Here is a 22087-nt window from a genome sequence, read left to right on the forward strand (position 1 = left end):
AGCCTATGCAGCCAATTCTACTTTCCCCCGCCTTCAAAGATTATCTTTGGGGCGGGACCAAACTAAAAACCAGCTTTGGGAAGAAAAGTGATCTTGCTATTGTTGCTGAAAGCTGGGAACTTTCCACCCATAAGGATGGGCAAAGCCAGGTAGCTTCCGGTCCAGATACGGGCCTGACCCTTTCTGATTACATTCAAAAGCACGGCAATACCATTTTAGGAAAACACGCCGAGGCCTTTAACTATTTCCCTATTTTGATCAAGTTTATTGACGCCAAGGATAATTTATCGGTACAAGTACATCCGGATGATGCTTATGCCTTAAAACACGAAGGGGAATACGGCAAAACCGAAATGTGGTATGTCCTGGAAGCAGAAGAAGGCGCAAGTCTTTACTGCGGCTTTAAATCTTCTATCAGCCGTGAGGAATTTCAGCGGCGCATTGAAGACAATACTCTGCTTGAAGTTTTAAATCAAGTCAAGGTGCATAAAGGTGATGTGTTTTTCATCAAATCCGGCACCGTTCACGCCATCGGCAAAGGCATTGTTATCTGTGAAATTCAGCAGAATTCCAATACCACCTACCGGGTATATGATTATGACAGAAGAGACGCACAGGGAAATCCGCGGCCTCTGCACATTCAAAAAGCGCTGGAAGTTGCTGAATTATGTCCGCCGGCACAAATTGGCAACGATACACCACCCAAAAACTGCGGTGGCTATACGGTAAAACAACTTGCTTCCTGCCAATATTTCACCGTGGAAAAGCTGGATATTGCTTCTTCTGCTACCCTGCAAATCAGCAAGGAAAGCTTTCAATCCATTATTTGTACCGAGGGAGAAGGCTCTCTTACGCTTGACGGAAATGCTTTGCGCTTTCAAAAAGGCGACAGCATTTTTATCCCGGCACAGGAAACATCCTACTCCATTACCGGTGCTTGTGAAATTATCCGTTCTTATGTATAATATCTGAGTTTATGAAAGCGGCACTTTCGCAGATGCGGAGGCTGCCGTTTTTCTTTATTTTATTTGATTTTTACAAGAAATACAATCCCGGTTCTTGCCTATTCATATCAAAATATTGCTTTTTCTTTTGTTTTAAGATATAATAGAAAACAGAAAGGAGAGGATATTATGCTGGACTATTGCCTTGATATTTCCAAAGATTCCCGCTGGCTGATGGTGCCAGAATCGGAAACAGCCCGCGCGTTTCCGTTCCGCATGACAGAGCTTGGAGACTTTGATTCCGGAAAAGATTATTATGTAAAACGTGACAGCCGGTCAGGCTATCAACTGATTTACACCGTCTCCGGCACCGGCATTTTTCAAGCGCAGGATCAGGAGATTTTGCTCTCGCCTGGCAGCGCACTCCTCATTTACTGTCAGCCCCAGCATCGCTATGCCGCACGAAACATAAGATGGCACAATCTTTGGATCCATTTTGAAGGTCCTGGCGCTGACAGCTATGCAGAATTTCTGGAGCCAAACACCCCCTATGCCTTCGGGCAAGTGCTGAACCAAAAACAATTCTATGCCGATTTTACTGCGCTCTCAGAACTAGCTTCCGGAAATAGCCTGCATCATGCCGCACACATTTCAAACTATCTTTCGGATTTACTAACCCTGCTGCTGACCGACTGGATTTCTGCCCCGCTGGTATTAAATGACTCCTCCCGTCAGACAGATATTGCAAGGGCCGCTGAACTGATCCGCCAGCATTTTCAGGAATCCTTATCCTTAGATACTATGGCAGATGCCGCCCGGCTTTCCAGGTACTATTTTGTCCGGCAATTTAAAAAACAAATGGGAGAAACACCCTATGCATATCTGACCGGCTGCCGCATCAGCCGTGCCAAACTTCTACTTCGTTCTACAGAAGACTCCCTAGATGATATTGCGGAAGAGGTAGGCTATAGCAGCAAGAGCAACTTTATTGCCCAATTCAAACGACTGACCGGAACCACACCAAACCGATACAGACAAGAAAGTCTCCGCCTTTTACCGCAGGAATCCAGTCATAGATCTTCCATTTTGCAAAAGAATTGATTTGAATATTTCCTAAAGTTTCTCAAGAGCACATAAAAGGCTATCTTCTAAAATGAAAGATACCCTCAGGCTGTCAAAAAAGTCATTATAGTGCAAGCGAAATGAAACAAAAATAGCGCCGGATATTTGATAAATCCGGCGCTCAGCGTGTTGATAAATTATTGATTGGCCGAGGCGGAAGTCAAAGAGACTTTCCCTCTTAAATCCTATGTGTCATATGCTTATTTTGCCTGTACGGGTGCGTCATAGCAAAACACATGTTTTCCTTTGCCCGCCTGAATTTCATCACCATGAAGCCGAACCGTAGCGGTGGTGGGAACTTCGATTTCATAAGTAATTTTTCCGTTCTCCCATTTCCACCCAGAGCTGACCTTTCCGTTTACGGTATCAATGGACGCTTTTACAAAGCCAAGCCGCGCATCCGGAATCGGCTCTATGATGATATGCGCAAAGGCAGGCGCATTTTCGTCAATCTTGATACCCGCCGCCACTTCATACATCCAGTCCGCCACTGCACCATAGGCATAGTGGTTAAAGGAATTCATTCCCGCGCTCCAAAAACTGCCGTCCGGCCGAATGCCATCCCAGTGCTCCCAGATGGTGGTTGCCCCCATGTTGACAGAGTACAGCCATGACGGAAATTCCTCCTGCAAAAGCAAGCTATAGGCCACATCTGCATAGCCGTTTTCCGAAAGGGCATGGAGCAGATAGGGGGTTCCCACAAAACCAGTCTTGAGTCTGTTTCCGTTCTCTTTGATCATCTGCGCCAATTCTGCGGCAAGCTTCTGCGGGTTTTTGGTCAGATGGAATTTCAGCGCCAGCACATGCTCTGTCTGGGTTTTGCATTCATATTCTTCCTCAAACTGATCACGCAGGGCACTGCAGCGCTTTTCATAATCGGACATATCCTTTCCCAGCACTTTGCCGCTTTTGATCAGCAGTCCCATGGAGTAAATATGAAATGCACTGCTGATAAATTCTTTATCAGTAAGCCCCCGGTCATTTCCCTTTTCTCCATCCAGGGCCAGCCAGTCACCGTAATGGGTCCTGCCTTTTTTGGCGCTGTATTCCACCCACCGTTTCATGCTTTCAAACTGCCGTGCAAGCAGTGCTTTGTTGCCGTAAGTCAAGTACATCTGCCAGGGACAGATCACCGCCGCATCTCCCCATGCCGCAGACCCGTCCTCGTGATCCTCTCCCAGCACATTGGGGACTACGTCAGATACACAGCCGTCCTCTTTCTGATCGGCGCTCAAATCCGCCAGCCACTTTTCAAAAAACCGGTTGACATTGAAATTAAACGATGCGGTTTTTACAAACACCTGCGCGTCACCGGTCCAGCCCAGCCGCTCGTCCCGCTGGGGACAATCTGTGGGAACATCCAAAAAATTCCCCTTCTGCCCCCAGATAATATTATGAAAAAGCTGATTGACCTTTTCATTGGAACATACGAAATCACCGGTGCGCTTGATGTCAGAGTGCACCACGATTGCCGTAAATTCCGTATTTTCCGGGCATTCGTCAAGCCGGATATACCGAAATCCCATAAAGGTAAAATGCGGCTTATAGACCTGTTCCCCGTCCCGGCAGGTATATTGCAGCAGCTGTTTTGCTCCCCGCAGGTTTTCGGTATAGAAATTGCCGTCCTTATCCAGCACCTCCGCATGGGATATCACAATTCTATCCCCCGCCTTTGCCGTGGTTTTGAACTCCACATATCCGGTCAGGTTCTGGCCAAAGTCAATCACCTTTTCCCCTTTGGGGGTGAGCATGGTCTTGACCGGCCGGATCCTTTCGTGTTCGCAGACAATCTCCCCGTCCTGAGGAACCAGCTGCTGCTTGGGCGCATTGAGCACCGCCGCCGGTTGATCAAACATAGGCACAATCCGTGCGTCATAGATCTCTCCGTCATAAATGCCGCTTGCCACAACCGGCCCGTTGCCGCACATCCAGCTTTCATCCGTATAGATGGTTTCCGTCCGGTCGGGATAGGTGATTTCCATTTTCGCAATCATGGCGCACCGATCTCCATAAAGATTGCGGTTATTGACATCCCAGGTCAATTGTCCCCTATACCATCCATCTCCCACAAAAACATTGAGCTCATTTTCCTCTTTCAGCATAGGAGTAATATCATATTCCTGATACAAATGCCGCTTGTTATAACTGGTAAATCCGGGCGCCAAAACAAAATTCCCCACGCGGTTTCCGTTTAAAACTGCCTCATAAACTCCCATTGCTGTAATCCATAATTTTGCGGCGACGGCATCTTTTCCGATATCAAATTTCTTTTGAAAAGCGATACAGTTTTTTCCTGTGATCCATTGTGCATTTTTCATCTTCTATTTCCTTTCTTCATACGGGGTCATGCGGCAGCCCTGTCCTTCCGCATTCCCGGCGTTCTTTTCTTCCGGCCAGACTGTAAGGGAGATCCGGCCGTTTTTCAATTTCTTTTCGACCTTTTTTCCATTGGGCGATTGAAAATGTTCGCCGGTTAACTCCAAAATATCTTCCACCAGAATAATAACCGGAGCACAGGCCCAAGGATGGCACAGGCTGGTATTCCACTTCTGCTCCTTGCCCCACACCTCAAAACAAGTGGTGGCGCCCTCCCGCAGCATATTCACCCAGGAATGCTCGCTTTGGTTCATCAGCAAATCAAATTCTTCCTCCTGTGCGCCAATTCGTCCCAACCCTTTTAACACAAAATACGCAAACTGTACACCGCAGCATAAGCCTTTTTCCATAATCAGCTTTTTCATGCTGTCATGTGCCTCCTGCGGCGCAAGGGAAAAATATAGGGGCAGGGCGTTTGCATGAAGGGAGCTGTGGGTGTGGGCGGCATCGTCATAAAACAGCTTGGTTTTTTTGCTGTAAAATACATCACAAAACGCTTTTTTAAGCACCTGTGCCCTGCCGATTCGCTCCAATCCCAAAAGGTCCCGTATCTCTTCGATGCATGCGGCCGCCCCGGCATAAAAGGCATTGAGCACACAGTGCACCGGGATCTCCTTCTGCCCCTGCTCCGTGTTGACGCAGTAGCCGTCCCGCAGATTTTTCGGCCAGTCCACCAGATTCCATTTATCGGTCACGTTTTGCAGCAGGCCGTCTTCCCTCTCAAACTGCTTAAAATGCTCCATGACCCCTTCTATGATGGGATACAGCTTTCTCACCGTCTCCAAATCCCCGGTAAGACGATAGTAGTGCAGTACCTGCAAGGGATACTGCAAAGAAAAATCTGCGATCTCCTGCATAAAGCTTCCAGGTGCCACCGCCATCAGCCCTTTGCACACCCGTGCGCTTTGGGCAAAATCAAACAGGGTCTTTCGATATATTTCCGCATCTCCCGTCAGATACAAATATGCAAGTCCGGAAACGGTAAAATCCCCCAGATACTGTCCCTTTTCCCGGCTTGGGCAGTCCAAAAACCCCTCCTGCACCCCATAGCGCAGGGTGTTTCTGCAAAGATCCCAGATCTCCTTGAGATAAGGGATATCGGTCTCCAGCCTGCATCGCTCCAAAAAGCGGTGATGCCGGACAATGGCACGTACTTCCTGAGGATCAAAAACCTGTGTATCGCATGCAATCTGCACATACCGAAAAGCCTTATAATCAAAAAAGTCAAAGGTGTCCTCCCCGCCTGACAGGGTGCATCTGTCATAATAATCACAGCAGCACCGGGTTTCAAACCGCACACTGCCGTCTGCTTCCAGTTCTTCCCCGTATTTGACGCACACTTCCTGCCCCGCTGTCCCTTTTGCTGTAAAATATATCTGTCCGGTAATCTCCTGCCCAAAGTCAAACAGCCAGACATTTGGGCTGGGGTTTGTGATTTTTGCCGGCTTGGTTTCATACACATCTACCACCGGCGATGGCTGATCTGCAAACTGCCAGTCCGGCGCAGTTACCAGGCAGGCGTTTTGATATCCAGTTTCATCTGCGCCGAGCGTCGTCCAGTCAGCTTGCTTTTTGCGAAAATCAATATCCTCACGAAACTGGGTGCGGTAGGATGTGGTATCGCCGCTGTATTCTTCCGCCCGGGCACAGCGCCAGCTTTCGTCCGTCCCAAACAGAAATCTGCCGTCACATAGAATTTCCGCCGCAAGCCCCATCCGGTTATCGCCGCTGTTCCAAACCCGGTTGATCACCCCCTGATAATACACGTGCACTGCAATCTTGTTTCTTCCCATATTTAAATAGGAAGAAATGTCTATCTGGTTGTAATGATAGGCGGACACATAGGCCGGCGCCGGCCCCTGACACACAAAGGTGCCGTTGATGTATAATTTATAATAATCATCCGCCGAAATTCGGATCTGATAAACGCCGCTTTTGCGGATCGCAAACTCCTTGACAAAATGCACATGATAGTTTTCATAAACAGAAGGCACAATCTCTCTTTCCTCCGCCTCTTTATGAAAAACATCAATGGGCAAAACGTCCGCAAAATTCTCGGTGGTGATCCACTGTCCAATCCAATCCATTGTCTCATCCCTCTTGTTATAGTATAGATATACAGCGGGCATTGCAGAACATATTCTGCAATGCCCGGTTTCTTATTCGCTGTCGCCGTCTTCATCGGATTCGGATGTATTTTCATCCTTTCCCGTACTTTGCTGGGTATCCGGCAACACTGCCGCATCTTCTCCAGTGCTGTCCGCCGGCGGCTGATTCTCCTCGCTTTCAGCTTCCTCCTGCATGAGGCTCCGGTATACCATCACCATGGATTGCTCACGCAAAGCACTGCCCTGGGGCTGAAGGGTGTTATCCTCCATACCATTGATCAGTCCCAGCGAAATCGCTGTGGCCATATAGGGCTTTGCCCAATCGCTCACCTGATCCGCATCCGCATAGCCGCTCAGATCGCCGTCTGTCAGCTCTGCCTTGCCCTGGGAAACCAGCGCGCTTACCATGATTTTGACCGCTTCCTCACGGGTCATGACCACATTGGGATTGGCATTGCCGCCTGCGCCTTCCAAAATTCCGGCATCATAGGCCGCCTGCATATATCCCGCATACCAGTCATCTGCACTCACATCACCAAACGCCCCGTCATAGGCCTTGGGCTCGATTCCCATGGCGCCCAGCATCATCTTGGTAAATTCTGCCCGGGTGGTTTGATCGGTCAAATGCAAAGAGCCGTCAGAACCATTGACAATGCCGTTGTTTACCAAATAGGAAATTTCCTCTTTAGCCCAGTGATCCTTTAACTCATCCGCAAACTGATCCGCAGGTTTGGTATCCGGTTTTTCTGTGGGGGTGGGACCTACGTTTGTTCCACCATTGCCGCCGCTGATGCTGCCGCCGCCAATACCGCCACCGCCATGGCTGGATCCGCCGCCGGCAGAAGGGCCGGGTGTCGGCTGAGGCGGTTCGATCTCAGGACCATCCTCTATGATTGGTTCCTCGCCGAAATAAACATAGTTGTTTGCCTGTTTGAAAGAAACGCTTTCGCCGTTGACCGTCACAGAGCTGATCTTATTGGGAGCAAACACGGTGAAGTCTTTTAAGAACGCGTCCACATCAAAGCCGCTGTCCATCAATTCGCCGTCATCGCCTCTGCCCTTGCCCGCTTCGATCTCAAGCAGGGACCCCGACCATTTGACGCTCACTTCATTGATGGCTTCCTCTGCCCGGCTGTATGCCAGCTCATAATTCAAAGAAGTATTCTTCAGATGGGTTCCGTTGTGGAAAATGAGGTGTCTGGGATTGGGTTCTTTCTCGTTTCCGCTCACCTCATAATAGGCCAGATCGCCGTCCGTGGTCAGGTTGGAGAATGCCAGTTCATCGCCAGCTTTCTTATCCGGTTCGTGAAGAATCATATAATTGATTTTGTAATCCTCATCCACTGCCGCTTCTTCTGCGGTGATCTCTGCGGTGAACGCGGACGCAGAACCGTCCTGGGCGTCTTCGGTCAGACCCACGATCTCCACTGGGGTGGGAATAACACTGTATTCCTCATTGGCTTTGGTGGGGAAGAGAATGGTGTCAAACTTGGTGGTTCCCACCGCATATTTGTCAAACCGGCCATAAGGCGTACTGTAACCGTCTGTGTAGTATCCATAGCAAAGCTTGGGCTCCACACTGCTGATATCCGCAGGCACTACCTGAATATTGGCCTTTCCGTCAAAGTTTGACTTAAACGCACCGGTACCTGTCCCCGGAACATACTGGGTATTTTCGATCTGCTTGTCAACATCCGCAAAATCATTATGCGTCCACTGTACCGTTTCGCCCGGCTGCAGCTCGTACTGTCCATCAATAGAGATGTTGGCTTCCGGGGCCATATGCCAGTATTGGCTGTATTTGTTCTCTTTTTGATTATCTTCCGGATCCATATAATCCGATACAATCCAGAATCCGTCTTTGATAAACAGAATATTCCGCTTATAGGTCATGCCGGGTTCCAGGGGCGGGGTTTCGCCATTACCGCCGGGCGCCATGACCGGATCCTTGAAATACCCTAAATCCTTATATACATGGGTCAGATTCAGCTTGGAAAAGTCATAGCTGTCTCCGGTGACCACCATCTCATAGTTGCCCACGCCGTTTGATGGCTTGCCGGATCCCGTGCTTTGGTTGTTTTTGACCAAATCACTGTATACCTTCTGCGAAACCAGCGCATAGTCCATAGTATTGGGGGATTTGGATGTCTGGCAATAGTCGTTGATCTCCACCGTGTTGTGTCCGCGAGAGGAAACCTGCCATCTGTGAGGAAGGTTATCCGCCAAATAGCCCAGATATCCCACATCCGCCAGCAGATAGTTGCCATACGCCGCCACAATCACGCCGCCATCGTCCCAGTGGGAGTGAGCACCGTCTGCCTGGTCGGCGTTGGTATGCAGATACATGGCGTTTTCTGTCCAGTTGTTCCGCATGGTAAAGAATTTACCCACCGGATAATAGTAGGAGGTGTAATCCGGCTCTTTGCCTTTTTGGCCGTCATAGGCAATATAGAGAAGCTCCGGATCCTGGGTCAGATCCGCCACATACTCAATGGCCTGGTTCTTATAGGTATTGGTTACTCCGTTGGAGTCTCCGTACTGTGCCTCCTTCACCCCCGGCAAACACGTTCTAAAGAGGAAGTAGGACAAATCCTTAATCTTTCCCATTGCCATATCCGAAAATTCAAAGGGAACCCCAGCATCTTGCGCCGACCGCTTCACATTCAGCAGCCGGTTGAGGGCAACGTGGGTATAGCTTTGAGAAAGCTCGTGTCCTGCGCCGTCCGCAAAAGTGGTAGTACCATAGCTGGCGTGCAGGTTGATAGCCGCTTCCCAGTTGCGAAGATATCCATTTGGTTCATTGGGCTTGGTATAGGCCAGCTCCGGATATTTGAACATGATCTGAGAATGCCCGTCCAGCTGCATGCTTCCCCAGTTTCCGTTCTCAGAACTGCCCCAGGTATCCCGGACTGCCTTGTCACCCAACACCTTGATATACTTCATGAAGGTAACAAAAATCTCCGGCGTCATATATTCGCTCTTGAATAAATACTGTACATTGGTGGCAATCTTGGACCGCTGGGACATATCCAAAGTCTTTGCATATCCGCCAAAGAGCAGATGTCCGCCTGTGGTTCTTCCGTTTGTATTTGCCCCCATCCAGCGCGCCGGCGTTCCCTGCTCACCGGATGCCAGACAATAGGTCACCTTGATAAAATCATGCAGAATCAGCATGGCCGTCCTTGCATAGTCCTCGTTGCCAGTGGAATAATAGGTCTGGGCAAGCTGATCCCACCATCCGCTGAAACGCAAAGGATCCTCGTGCATACGGGCGTTTGGCATCTGAGAATCCGGATAAAAATTCTTTTGAGCATCTTGATTCTTCAAACCGCCCCAGAAGAAGGACTGCTGTTTTGGGTCTCTGCTCTGTTCGGAATAGACACCGTTGACAAGAACATCAGAAAGCCATATTACCGTATCTTCGTCGAAATTATCAGAAGACAGGCCGGTCACCGCGATCAACTTCCGGTAGGACGGGTCATTCCGGGGTGTTTCGGCAATATCGTTCACCTTACCCCGCAGATGCAGCGTGGCATTGCTGATGACGTCGCCTTCCTTGATCTGACTTCCGAAGTCAAACAGCAAATAGGTCCGCCTCATATTATCTCCAACCAAATATCCGTCCTCTGCTGTATGATCTTCCTCGGTATCCTCCGATTCCGAAACCAAAAGGCGATTGGGGTCCGTTGCGCCAAAGGGGGTGGAGGAATTTTCTGCACCGCCGCCTACATAGGCGTCCTCTATCACCGGAAAGGTCAGGGTAACGTTACCCACCGTTGCCTCAATATAGGGTGCGTACTTTCCGTCCTCTGCCTCTTTGCTGTAAAATTCCGCCTGATATTCATCTTTATCTGGCGCGACCAGCACAATGGCACCTTTTCCATTTCGTTTGGCCTCCACGGCAGAGGTCACATCCACCGTTACCTCTCCCTCTTCCTGATCCATAAAGAACCAGCCGGTTGCCGGGAAAGAACTGTGGATATACATATTCCTCATCAGCATATCACTGCGGTTCTTCATATCCGAGGTGATGGTTGGCGTCTGCAGGGGATTGAGCTCCTGCATATTCCGATAATACGCCAGATATGCTTCCTTGGCGCCCTCATAGTCGCCTGCCTTGGCGGCTTCTCCCACGTCTGACAGCTTGTTATTCAGCACCTTTTCATAGGCATTGGTCACAGTATAATCGATCATGGGCTCTGTAGTCCAGGTCTGGGAAGCCTCGTCCCAAACACCGAAAAACCGCTCGTCTGTGGGGAAAGCCCCTTCGTCCACTCTCTCTTTGATATAATCCTTGGCGATAATATCCGAAATTGGCTGAATTTTTTCCATTTCGGTATCCAAAGGATCGTTATAATATTTTTCATTCCAACGGGCAAACAGACGATCCCCATCCGTGGCATTGGCATTCCAATAATCATACTTCTCCCGTGCCAAGTCATTTAAGTACTCTGCCGGATCCGACCAGTCATAGGCGTCAAAATCAAAATACGGCTCCAGCGTATCGTCATTGCTTGATGTGAGTTCTACCTCTGCGCTTTCTGCCTCTGTCTCCGCCGGTTCCGTCTCAGGCTCAGTCTCTGGCTCAGTCTCTGGCTCGACTTCTGCCGGAGCGTCTGTCTGGACTTCTGTCACGGCGCTCGCTTCCTCCTCGGCCACACTCTCTGTCTCCTGTGCCGCAGCTTCCCCGGCCGAAGCAATCTCGGCCGGTTCTTCCTGCGCTTCTTCTGTTTCCGGGGACGGTTCTTCCACCGTCTCTTCCTGTTTTTCTTCTGTGTTCTCTGTCACGCTGAAATTGCTCTCCGGTTCCGCCGCCACAGCTGCAAAAGGAAATCCCAGAGACAGCATTGCAAGGCTTAGAACCAGTGCAATCAACCGTTGGCTTTTTAATACTTTGTGCAGTTTTTTCATATTCTTACCTCTCATTCATCGCTGACTTAAATGATAATAACTACCGCTCTCACCAACATACTCCCTGTTGTATCCTTCACTACAATAGCGTGCTTTTGCTTTGCCAAAAAGTCCTCCGTTGTTCCTATGGTAACCGTTTTTCTGTCAGAATCCCAAACATAAACCGGAGGGGTGCTCTCCCTTTTCACTTCAAAGGTCGTTTGACTCAAACCTTCCCCTGTAAGGGTGATGGTATCGACCCAATCGTTTAAGTCATTGGACACCACCTTATATTCCGCATCGACTGCGGTGCCGGAATATACCTGGAAATTGTATCTGGTTGGATTATAGTCCCCCGGGATCGGATCACAGGACTCCAGTCTGTTGAACCCATCCAAATAATCCTTGGAATCCAGAGAATACAAAATCAGGTCTCCGGGTTTGAGTGAATCAAAGTCCGCCGTGCTGGCCGTATTCTCCGAAATGACATAGGTACCGATCTCGTCTGGCGTTGCCATTACCACTTCTTTTTGCAGATAGCCATCTTCGTTCAAAGAAGAGATCACGCTCTCAATTAATCCGATTTTCTTGCCGTCATTGGCAATTCCTGAAGTATCGTAGACCATATTGGACTGGAAGACCACAATATCAGGACAGCGGGTGTCCTCATTATATTCATAGGCGCTCACCGCATAGTTCTGGTCATCATTCATCTCGATCCTCGCAAGATAGTCATCGGTGGAGCTGACTGAATTGGAAGGAACACACAGCGCCAGTGTGGTATCGCCAAGGCCAAAGGCGCCGCCGGCACCTGCAAAGGTCTTAGAATACGCATTGTACTGCTTTGTATTCTGCAAAACAGTATGCTCCTCCAAGGCATCCATCCGTTTGATCAACCCGTCCGTACTCAGCTTATAGGACATGGCAAGATAAGATTTTCCGCCCATAGCTTCCCGAATGGCTTGCTCTAACTTGACCGCATCGCTGTAAGAAACACCGTTAAAAGACACTTTGGACGCAAAGGTAAAGGTTTCCACGCCGCTGTTTTGCGCTTCGATCATGGGAACCGCCTGCGCAGAAGGACCATCGCCTTCTTCCTCTTCGTCGTCCACAATCTTGCCCGGCAGGACAACCTGGGCGATCAGTTCTTTGGTCAATCCGTCTTCCACCTTTAAATTTACAATGGCGCCATACTGCCCGGCCGTCGCCAGATCAAAATCCAGTGCGGAAATCCGACCCAAATAGTTCAGCTTTACTACAACGGTCTGTCCAAGAATATTCTCTACATCCAGTCCGCTTCCATAGGAATAGACTTCCTCATTGATCCGCATTTCCCGTTCCTCTGTTTTCAGCTCGGAAACAGTTCCGGTTACGCTGTCACTGCAAACATAAAATTTGCCCAAAGTTCCATCCTGACTTCCATAAGCAGTCAACACATCGCCCGCCTTTACATCCTCAAGGGTAATGTCTTCGCCCTGGGCATTTTTCAGCACTCGTATTTTATCCGTATCACTTTCATCAAAGGAAATGATTTTGGAATTGTCAAATTTCTTTTCATTGGCCAAGGTCAGTCTTTGCGCTTCCGCATTCACCGACTCTACTACAAAGTCCTCATAAACATCGACAAAAACAACGTTAATGGCAGAACCGCTCTGGTGGCTGATCAGTTTCAGGCTTCCATCCGAAATCGCCGTCAGATCCAGTTTGGTCAGATCGTTACCCTCAAGCGGACGGCCGTTATAAAGCACCAGCGTATCACTGAGCAGTTTCTTGCTGACCGTCCTCTTGCTGTTCTCTGTATAGTAAGAAATGGTATCATCGGTAATGCTGGTGACGTCTTCTACCGCAAGGTCGATCACACTGCTGTCTTTGACTGCCTCAATGCCTCTGATCACACCCCGGTTAGAACCGTTGATTCTCTGGACAAACGCCCGTACCTTCATGCCCAAATATTCGTCTGCGTTGGTTTCGCCTTTATCATAAATCACGCCGTCAATCTCAACCTGATATTTTTCGATTCCCGGCACCGGATCTAACAAATAGGATTCATAGTTCGCGGTCACAACGCCCTCGATCTCCGCCAGACCGTCGTCCTCACTTCCCATCAGCAGGTCGCGGTAAGTCTTGGAAGAAACCTCTGCCACAACGTCATCATTATTGCTGTAAACCGTAACCAAGCGGTCGGCATCCAAACAGTTATAAATCATCCGCATGGTTTGCTCTCTGGTCAGTCCGTCATCCGGGCCGGCAGAAATGCCGGAAGTAACCCCATGCCGGCTGGCAGAGGACAGATATCCGGTAGGATATCCGCCCAATTCCTCTGCCTCTATGCCATAACCCAGCATGTGTACCAGAATTTTGGCCGCTTCGCTAAGTGTGACTGTGTTGTCCGGATAAAAATATCCGTCCGGGTTACCGTTGAGCAGGCCAAGCCCGCTCAAAATCACAATATACGGAAAAGCCCAGTGATCCGACGGTACATCCTCATAGATAATACCATAATCTTCCGGATAGCTGATGCCGTCAAGCTGCATAACGACCGCAACAACTTTGCTCAGTTCTGCCCGTGTGACAGGCTGTTCCAAATTTAACGCACCATTCTCGTCTCCCTGCAAAATCTCAAATGCTTTTAGATCAAGAATCATTTCATCGCTCAAAGTTTCCGCCGCGAAAGCCGAGACAAATCCGGCTGAAAGAAATACCGTCAAGCAGCATATGGCTGCAATCAGTGCAATTCCTTTTTTTGGTAATTTATTGTACATAAATTTTTCTCCTCCTCTGCCTACTCTGCCATATCAGCAATCACAGAAACAATCTTTGCAGCCTCTGCACGGGTGGCATTTGCCTCCGGCAGGAACTGATTGTTTTCATTTCCATTCATAATGCTCAATCCGGTCAGTGCAGAAACCGACTCTGCCGCATAATCGGCAATCTCAGACGCATCGGTATAATTCAGCGCCGCATCTTCGCCGGTAATTCCCTCTGCCGCAAGCATTCTGTCTGCCATAACCGCCATATCCTGTCTGGAAATGGGCTGGCCAATTCCAAAGGTGGTTTCATCCACACCTTTTACGATGCCCATCTCATATGCAGTGGCCACATAGGGTGCATACCACTGACTGCTGTCCACATCCGCAAACGCTGTATCTGTACCGGTTGTTTCCACATCCATTGCCAGAAGCAGCATCTTGAGGAATTCTTCCCTTGTCACGCTGTTTTCCGGATAGAAGTTGCCGTCACCGGCACCGTTTACAATCTGTTTGTCGGTCAGGTCTTTGACATACGCATAAGCCCAGTGACTGGATGTGATATCCCGGTACAGCCCGGTCTGCATATCCGGGTTCTGGTCAGGCTGTATGGTGCCTTGATCCGCACTTGGAATATATGGCAAACCACTGCCGCTGCCGCTACCGCCGCCGCTGCTGCCGCCGCCGTAGGAAGGTGTACCGCCACCGCCGCCGCTACTGCCGCCGCTGCTGCCAAATCCAAGTACTGTTACCGGTTTTTCCTCTGACCTTGACTGTCCGTTATAGGTAACCGTTGCCGTCAAAGTGACTGTTTCGTTTCCCTCACCACGGGTAACCTTTCCGGTTTCTGAAATCACCTTGGGATCACTGGACGCCCAGCTGATCACCGCACCGTTGATTCCCTCTGTGGGAAGAACCAGATCTTTGGTAGTGGTCTTTGGCAGGTCAATCAGGTTAAAGGTTGATTCAAAGACTTGCTCATCACTCAGCGCTTCTGCAAAGAGTAAAAACTCGCCGATTTTGATAGCGCTATCCGCCTTTGGCGTAAACTCTGCACGGAAATACGTGGGCTTCTGCTGCGCCAGCATTACGGGAACCTGTTTTGCGTTCCCCAATGTTCCGCCGCTGTAAATTGTTGTCCACTTTTCCCCATCTTCAGAAATCATCAGTTGATAAGAAGCTACATTATCGCCTACTTCTCCCAATACCACTGTCATGAATGGATAGACGCCATCCAGCTGATACTGGATATAAGGCTTTTCGTCATCGGCCGCACTGGTCCAATAGGTTCCAAAGCCCGGCTTTTTGACGTTATCCTTGCCGCTTCCGGAAGAAACCGCAATCTTTCCATCGGAAATCGGCGTGCCGTAGCTGGCAATGACATTGATGGGATATTCCCGGTTTTGTACCGCTCCGTCTTTTGACGCTGTCAATACCAGAGTCAGCGGAACATCCTCACCGAATTTCTGCGTAATCAGAAGTTTTCCATCCTCAATTTTTGCATTCTCCGTTGCTTCTTTGATGGACCAGCTGAAACTACTTCCATTTTCCACGCCGGTCGGCAACGGTGTTTCTACATCAACAGCCAAAGCGTTTGCCGGCTGAGGTGCAGTGAATACATTGGGATCCGTAAACTGTGTCAGGTCATAGCTGATAAAGTCATCGCCCGTCCAGCCGTCTGTGTTCTTGTACACCTTCACCGTATAATCCTGGGTGGCTACCGGAGCGGTATCCTCTGGGTTGCGATAAATGGACGCTGTAAAGGTGACCTCTCCGCCGTAATAACCATTGGTGATATTCTCTGTATGGTGCTTGCCATCTGTACCAATCAGGGTTTCGTTGTTGCTGATCCAGTCCACACGATAACCGCCGATTTCGGACGGCAGCTGTACGTCATGGGAAACGCTGTCTATGGTATCGCCGCCGGTCAGCGCCTTGCTGAAATCATAATCCCTGAGGGTGGCCTCTACCTCATCATAGAGCTTGCCGCCAACGCCGACAATCCACTGCCGCCAGGATTTTTTATCGGTATTTGCAACATTGGGAACATAGATCTTGAAGTATCTGGCTCCCGCCGGCAAATGGGTCACCGTGGTTTCAATCAAATTGTTGTCCGTATTTCTCTTGGTACCGTTGTATTCCCCTGTCGTTCCAACAATCTCCATGGAGGAATTATTGTAGTCTACTTCTGTCCAGGTATACATATTCGGGCTGAAGCTTCCCTGGGACGACTGGGCTTTGCCGTCATCCAGCGCGTATTCAATTTTTGGCCGGTTGATTTCTGTGGCACTTTTATCGGTATCATTCATCTGGGTCCGCACCACAATTTCAGAAAGCGCCTCTCCCATATCAAATGCGATATAGGCATCGCCTGCGTTGGTGTTGTCCGACCGGCTGAAACCGCCCCATACAGGCCCCAGCGGGTCCGTACCCTTGGTGGCATCGTCTTTGGTGTATTTCAGTGTGAAGTTAACCTTATTTAAGTGTACTACATTCGGCACCTCTGCCGCAGACCAATAGAAGGTACTCTTTTCCCAATCTTCTGTATCGGCATAGGTCAGATCACTGCCCCGGAAATCTGTATAGAAGGTGGCAACCCGTAAAGTGCTGAACTGCACGGCCAAATCATGGGAAACCACCGCTCCGGCGCCGTCTACCACGGTTATAACCAGATCATAGGTTGTCGCCGGCGTCAGGCCCGTTAAAGGAAACGTGGTTTCTTCTGTCGTCCCTTTGTCCGTCCCGTTGACAGAAATGCTGTATTTGCGTCCTGCCATATTTTCAAAAGCAGGCCAGTGTATCGTTACACCGCTTTCGCTCAAATCGGTAAGACTGATTGATGCCTCCACCGGCCAGGGCTCCAAAGTTGCATCGATTACCGTTCTGGCAAGCAGGAAAGAAGTGTACCGTGTTGTCCCGGACTGATCTACCACTGCCTGTACGGTATAATTGATCTCACTGCCCGTAGCAAGACCCGTGATGGTATATTCATTGCCCTCTGTAATTTCACTGACCACTACGCCCTGTGCATCACGGATAATATATTTTTGCACCGTTGCATTGGGTACTGCCGGCAATACCATGGTGACAGAAGTGTCCGTATAATCTTTAAAGGAAACCGTATTACCGCCCCAGATATCTTCTCTTGCATACGCCTGAAGTTCTTTCTCCAGTACCGAAGAACGAAGGTCATCATCATCCTTATTGACCGCCTGTACCCCAAAGGAATAGGTGCTGCCCGGCGTCAAATCGTCAAACCGATAGCTGTGCTCTGTATCAGAGGACAGCCGTGCCACTTCTGCCCCGTTTCTGGTAATCACCCACTCATAATTTGCAGGGGGATCGATCAGTTCAGGCCATGTAAACGCCGCCGTTGTGTCGGTATGCTCTGTCATGGTCAGTTCAGTTGCTTCCCCTGCCCAGTCATAGGCATAATCAAATTCATAATTAATCCGCACCTGCCGCAGCTTGGTACAGTCCACACGAGAGTTGCCAAATACAATCTTCAAATATTCTGTTCCCTCTGGCAAAGCGCCCGCTGAACTCAGCGTCTGGTCATTATTCTGATATCTGCCCGGTATGGTGATCTCCGCCGGGGAGGTGGTGATCCTGCTGAATACCTTATCCGCACCCGCCACATAAAATTCCGGCGTCAGCGGTTTTTGGTTTTGATCCCCTGTATTGCTTTCCGGATAATAATTTCCTGTCCACAGATAAAGGGTGACATCAAAGGAGATCATGTTCGGCTGATGGTAAACAACCACACCTGCTTGCTCCTGATCCGACCGCATCAAGGTATGTGCTGAAGCCGAATCATAAGTAAACGCATTGCTCCGGCCGCCGGCTTCCTCTTCCATCACGGTCAGATCCATCTTCGAAAGCAGATTGTCCGGGAACTTATACTGATCTACCATCTGTCCGGGCTCTGCGGATGTGACGATCGGAAGCTCTACATAGTTTGCAGTCAGGTCGGCATTTGCATCATCCTGAAGATTGACCGCAACCAAAGAATATCGGTATTCCACGCCACGGTCCAAACCTGTTGCCGAATACGTCGTTTTTTCATTGCCTTTGATCACGTCTACCACGCTGTAATCCTGCAGTAAATAATACGTAATGTTTTCCGCATCCGCTCCGGTCACCGGTGTCCACTGGATGGAAACATCATTTCTGCCCACCGAGGTGGCTTGAATATTTCCTAATCCATACACCTCTGCATTAAAGTTCATCTTTACTTTCTTGATGTTGACCTGATCGTACGCTTTGGCATCGGTTGGCCGTGGGAACTGAATCCGAAGATATTTGGTCCCTTCCGGTATGTTATTGGAGATATAGGTATAAATACCATAGGTGTCTCTATCCTCCGGCACATCTTTTTGAGATGCCACGCCGTTGAGCTTTTCATAAGCAGTCCAGCTAGTATAATCCTCGTTATCAGAAATATAGAAAATAGGATCACCGGGGGTTACACCGTTGTAATTCCCCATGATAAACTCAACCGAGAAAGAGGTCATGCCTTCTACATCATAGATAATATAACCGTCTTTGTTTTTTGCGGTTTCATTCACCCGACCCATACCATTGACCATTTCCGGCTCGTCTGCTGTACCAATATTTAAAGTATGCTGTTCAAAGAAAGCATTGTCACCATCGGTAGGCGCACCCAAGCCAGCATACTGCGGCCGGCCTGCCCAATCCGGACGTTCTTCCGGGACTTCTTTGATTGCATCGCCCCAGCCATATTCTATGGTACCTCCCAGCAGGTTGTCTGCGTTGTCAAACGTGAATACGCTGGAAAAAGCGGTACCGGCATCCGGTGCTTCTGTTTTGAAACTGGTGGTCAGCGGCGCTGAAGAAACCACAGAACCGTCCAAAACAGCCTCGATGGACACATCATATGAGGTCCCCTGCAGCAAATCACTATAAGTAATAGAAGTGGTATCCACAGTCTGCTCGTTTTTGCCGCTGCCGCCGGTACGGATCACACGATACGTAATGCCCTCTGCCGATTCATCGATCACCGGCCAGCTTAAGGTTGCCTCTGTTTTGGTCACATCAGATACCGTAATGCTGGCATCTGCATCCCACGCATAAGATGGACTTTCTGTTTCTTCCGCAATCATGTTAAAGATCGCGCCGGCATAACTGACATACCATTTTTTCCCAATTTGTGGAATGGTAATCTTAAAATATGCTGCATTATCCGGCAGAGAATTGCTTGCTTTCAGTTCATACATCACATAGCCGTCTGCGCCTGTGGGCTGTAGATCTGCTTCTGTAATCACATAGTCCTGATCTGCTGTCAAATCAACAAAATTACTTCCGTTTGTGGAATAAGCCAGTTTTACTTCATTTATATTGCCGCCATTAATGGCAATACGTACCAGGTAATCATAAAACGCCTGATAGTTTTTATTGGCAATACCACTAATCGATGCAGTCGAATAAACAAATTCTACAGGAGATAAATCATTGCTGGATCTATATAGGAAGGAACTGTTGTCTCCCAACGTGGCTCCCTTTACCAAATCCAGATTTTTAGATAAGTTCTGATCCATATAGGTTTTCCAAATGGTTGTATCATCTACTGCAAAGCTGGTATGTTCAAATACTTCGGTCTCCTCTGCGCCGTAAATGTCAATCTGACGAATGGCTCCCTGCCAGAATTTTCCGCCGCCAACGATATTGATCCGGATGTATTTGATCTTCTTTTCCTGCAAAACCGTCTTGCTGTCATCGTTAAGCGTAACCGTATATTCTACCCAGGCGTCTGCGTCAGGGTGCGTATACTTACTCGGATCAACCTTGGTTGCGTCATAGTCCGGCTCCAAAAGTTCACCTTTTGTTACGGTTAAGCCACTGCCCACTTCAAACTTCTGCCAATCGGTCTTGTTTTCTGATACTTCCACATTCAGTTTGGGATTATTTAAAGAGGTACCCTTATTCCCCATTTGTCCCCACATGGAAATCTTAAGATCCGAAACAATCCCGTCTACTGTATATCCAATGCTGTAATTCGCGGTGGTATTTTGGTTGGAGCCAGCAAGCACCTTTCCTAAAACAAGATCCGCCGTAGCGGGAATCTTGGATTTCATCTCCATCTGCGCAAATTTATCCCGGTTTGCAATTAATTCGGCATCCATTTGATCCGTAATATCCGCCCGGTCTTCTGCAAAGGAATCGGTCAGCAAAATTCCAGCGGCAGGCTCTTCCGGTTCCGGCTGCGCCGTTTCCTCCAGCGTCTGGAAGCTTCCGGTCAGCGGTGCGGTGGATTTGATCTCACCGTCTACCACTGCGTCAATAGAAACACTGTATGCCGTATTGGCTGTCAGGTCACTGTAGACAATGGCCGGGTCGGAAACGTTCTGCACATCTTCGCCGCTTCCGCCGGTGCGGGTCACCTTGTAGCTTGCCCCATTGATGGCCGGCCAGCTCAGGGACGCCCCGGCCTGGCTGATGTCAGAAATGCTGATTGCCGCACCGCTCTCCCAGTCATAAGACGGCTCCGGCTCCGGTTCGGGCTCAGTCTGTGCCGCATTATAAATTCTCACTTCACGGAAAATACCGGCCCAGGTTCTTGCCCGATTGGTTTCATATTTCCAGTATCTTAACCCATCCTGGGATGCCAGCTTTTCTTTGCCGGTATCTGTCAAGGCGATCTCTACCTCCAGCATGGCTCCGTCGCCTTTAAAGTCGTCAAACTCCTTGACAATGGTGGTGGTAAAGTCTGTCCCCTTGGTCAGCGTCACCGTATTGGAACCGCTTGCATCGGTGCTGAGGATGAACGATCCATTGAAATTGTCCGTTGTCGCGTTGGAGTTCATGCCACACCATGCCGTAATCTCAAAGTCTTTAATATCCGCTGCTGTCTCATACCCAAAGGCAAAGGAACCGCTGTAAGCATCCTGCGAACCTCTCATTGCTTTTCCAATCACATAAGACGGCTTGGTCTCCGATCCTGCCGAGACCACATCCCACATTTTCAGCGGACCGCCCACCGTAAAGGGCGCATATACTTTGGCATCCACCGCTTCGGTCCGGTCTTCTGTGAAGGTATCCTGGATCAAAAGGGAACTGTCCTCCGGCTGCTCTGGTTCTGTCTGTGCCGCTCCGTAAATATCGATCTTGCGGATGGCGCCCTTCCACAGTTTGCCGCCCTTGATAAACTTCACCCGCACGTATTTGGCGTCGCCGTCCAGCGCCGCTATCGCCGCTTTTCCATCATCGCTCAAAGACAGGGTATACTCCACCCAGGCCTCAGATTTCTGATGGGTATAAGTATCTTTGCCCAGTCCGGCCTCTTTCAGCGCCAAAGCGTCATAGTTCGGGTCCATAAACATGGTCGCCTCATCGGTGGAAAGGTACAGTCCGCTTCCCACTTTAAGGTCATTGGTCCAGGTCTGGCCGTCTGCCGAGAACTGCACCGCCGTCACACTGTTACCAAAGGTGGTACCGTTTGTCCCCATCTGCCCGGTCATCAGTATCCTGATGTCGCTGATCGCCTGATCCAGCTTATATCCAAAGCTGATGTTCTCATCCGCCGTATTGGTCCCTGCCAGAACCTGGCACAACACCTTATCCGGTGTATTGATCAAGTCTTTTGACACAAGATCATGCAGTGTCAATTTCTCCGCGCTCTCTAAAAGTGAAGAATCCATTTTTGCGGTGATCGCTTCTGTGCGTTCTGCCCCAAAATCATCGGTCAGCAAAAGTGTTCCTTCTGCAGCACCGACAGTAAATGTCACTCCGGACATCAGTGAAAGAACCATTATGACTGCCACTGCCAATGATACTGTTCGTGAAAAAATTCCTTTCATCACGTTTTCCCTACCTTCCTTATATTGATATATTATATTTTGAAAAGCTATAAGGCTTTAAACTTTTCGTTGTTTTCCGCCCT

General features: G+C 49.2%; 7 protein-coding genes. 2 read left to right on the plus strand and 5 right to left on the minus strand.

Annotated features, from left to right (window positions below):
* The first annotated feature begins 5 nt into the window (after positions 1-5).
* Both INF28_RS06135 and INF28_RS06140 read left to right on the plus strand, forming a co-directional pair.
* Entirely contained in the window at positions 6-965 is a 960-nt protein-coding gene (locus tag INF28_RS06135) for a type I phosphomannose isomerase catalytic subunit (protein WP_226392588.1), read from the plus strand.
* A 168-nt stretch (positions 966-1133) separates the two neighbouring features.
* Entirely contained in the window at positions 1134-2045 is a 912-nt protein-coding gene (locus INF28_RS06140; RefSeq protein WP_226392589.1) for an AraC family transcriptional regulator, read from the plus strand.
* 221 nt (positions 2046-2266) lie between these two features.
* Here the strand turns inward: INF28_RS06140 and INF28_RS06145 are convergent, their stop codons facing one another.
* The 5 genes from INF28_RS06145 to INF28_RS06165 all read right to left on the minus strand — a co-directional run bounded on the left by INF28_RS06145 (position 2267) and on the right by INF28_RS06165 (position 22004).
* Positions 2267-4384 carry an alpha-L-rhamnosidase gene (locus INF28_RS06145; protein ID WP_226392590.1) on the minus strand — a complete coding sequence of 706 codons (2118 nt, stop codon included), beginning with the start codon at positions 4382-4384 and terminating at the stop codon, positions 2267-2269.
* A gap of 3 nt (positions 4385-4387) precedes the next feature.
* Positions 4388-6529: a family 78 glycoside hydrolase catalytic domain gene (locus INF28_RS06150; RefSeq protein ID WP_226392591.1), complete on the minus strand. Its 2142-nt coding sequence runs from the start codon at positions 6527-6529 to the stop codon at positions 4388-4390.
* Between the two features lie 72 nt (positions 6530-6601).
* Positions 6602-11461 (minus strand): S-layer homology domain-containing protein, encoded by a 4860-nt coding sequence (locus INF28_RS06155; protein WP_226392592.1) that lies wholly within the window; start codon positions 11459-11461, stop codon positions 6602-6604.
* 26 nt (positions 11462-11487) lie between these two features.
* Positions 11488-14202: an S-layer homology domain-containing protein gene (locus INF28_RS06160; RefSeq protein ID WP_226392593.1), complete on the minus strand. Its 2715-nt coding sequence runs from the start codon at positions 14200-14202 to the stop codon at positions 11488-11490.
* 20 nt (positions 14203-14222) lie between these two features.
* Positions 14223-22004, minus strand: a complete 7782-nt coding sequence (locus INF28_RS06165; protein WP_226392623.1) for an S-layer homology domain-containing protein — start codon at positions 22002-22004, stop codon at positions 14223-14225.
* Positions 22005-22087 lie beyond the last annotated feature (83 nt).

This window comes from Ructibacterium gallinarum (assembly GCF_014982785.1).
Classification (GTDB): Bacteria; Bacillota; Clostridia; order Monoglobales; family Monoglobaceae; genus Ructibacterium; species Ructibacterium gallinarum.

What these genes read in the sequence shown, in the direction of transcription:
- INF28_RS06135 (WP_226392588.1), top strand. Translation starts at nt 6, where the DNA reads ATGCAGCCAATTCTACTTTCCCCCGCCTTCAAAGATTATCTTTGGGGC.
- INF28_RS06150 (WP_226392591.1), bottom strand. Translation starts at nt 6,529, where the DNA reads ATGGATTGGATTGGACAGTGGATCACCACCGAGAATTTTGCGGACGTT.
- INF28_RS06155 (WP_226392592.1), bottom strand. Translation starts at nt 11,461, where the DNA reads ATGAAAAAACTGCACAAAGTATTAAAAAGCCAACGGTTGATTGCACTG.
- INF28_RS06165 (WP_226392623.1), bottom strand. Translation starts at nt 22,004, where the DNA reads ATGAAAGGAATTTTTTCACGAACAGTATCATTGGCAGTGGCAGTCATA.
- INF28_RS06160 (WP_226392593.1), bottom strand. Translation starts at nt 14,202, where the DNA reads ATGTACAATAAATTACCAAAAAAAGGAATTGCACTGATTGCAGCCATA.
- INF28_RS06145 (WP_226392590.1), bottom strand. Translation starts at nt 4,384, where the DNA reads ATGAAAAATGCACAATGGATCACAGGAAAAAACTGTATCGCTTTTCAA.
- INF28_RS06140 (WP_226392589.1), top strand. Translation starts at nt 1,134, where the DNA reads ATGCTGGACTATTGCCTTGATATTTCCAAAGATTCCCGCTGGCTGATG.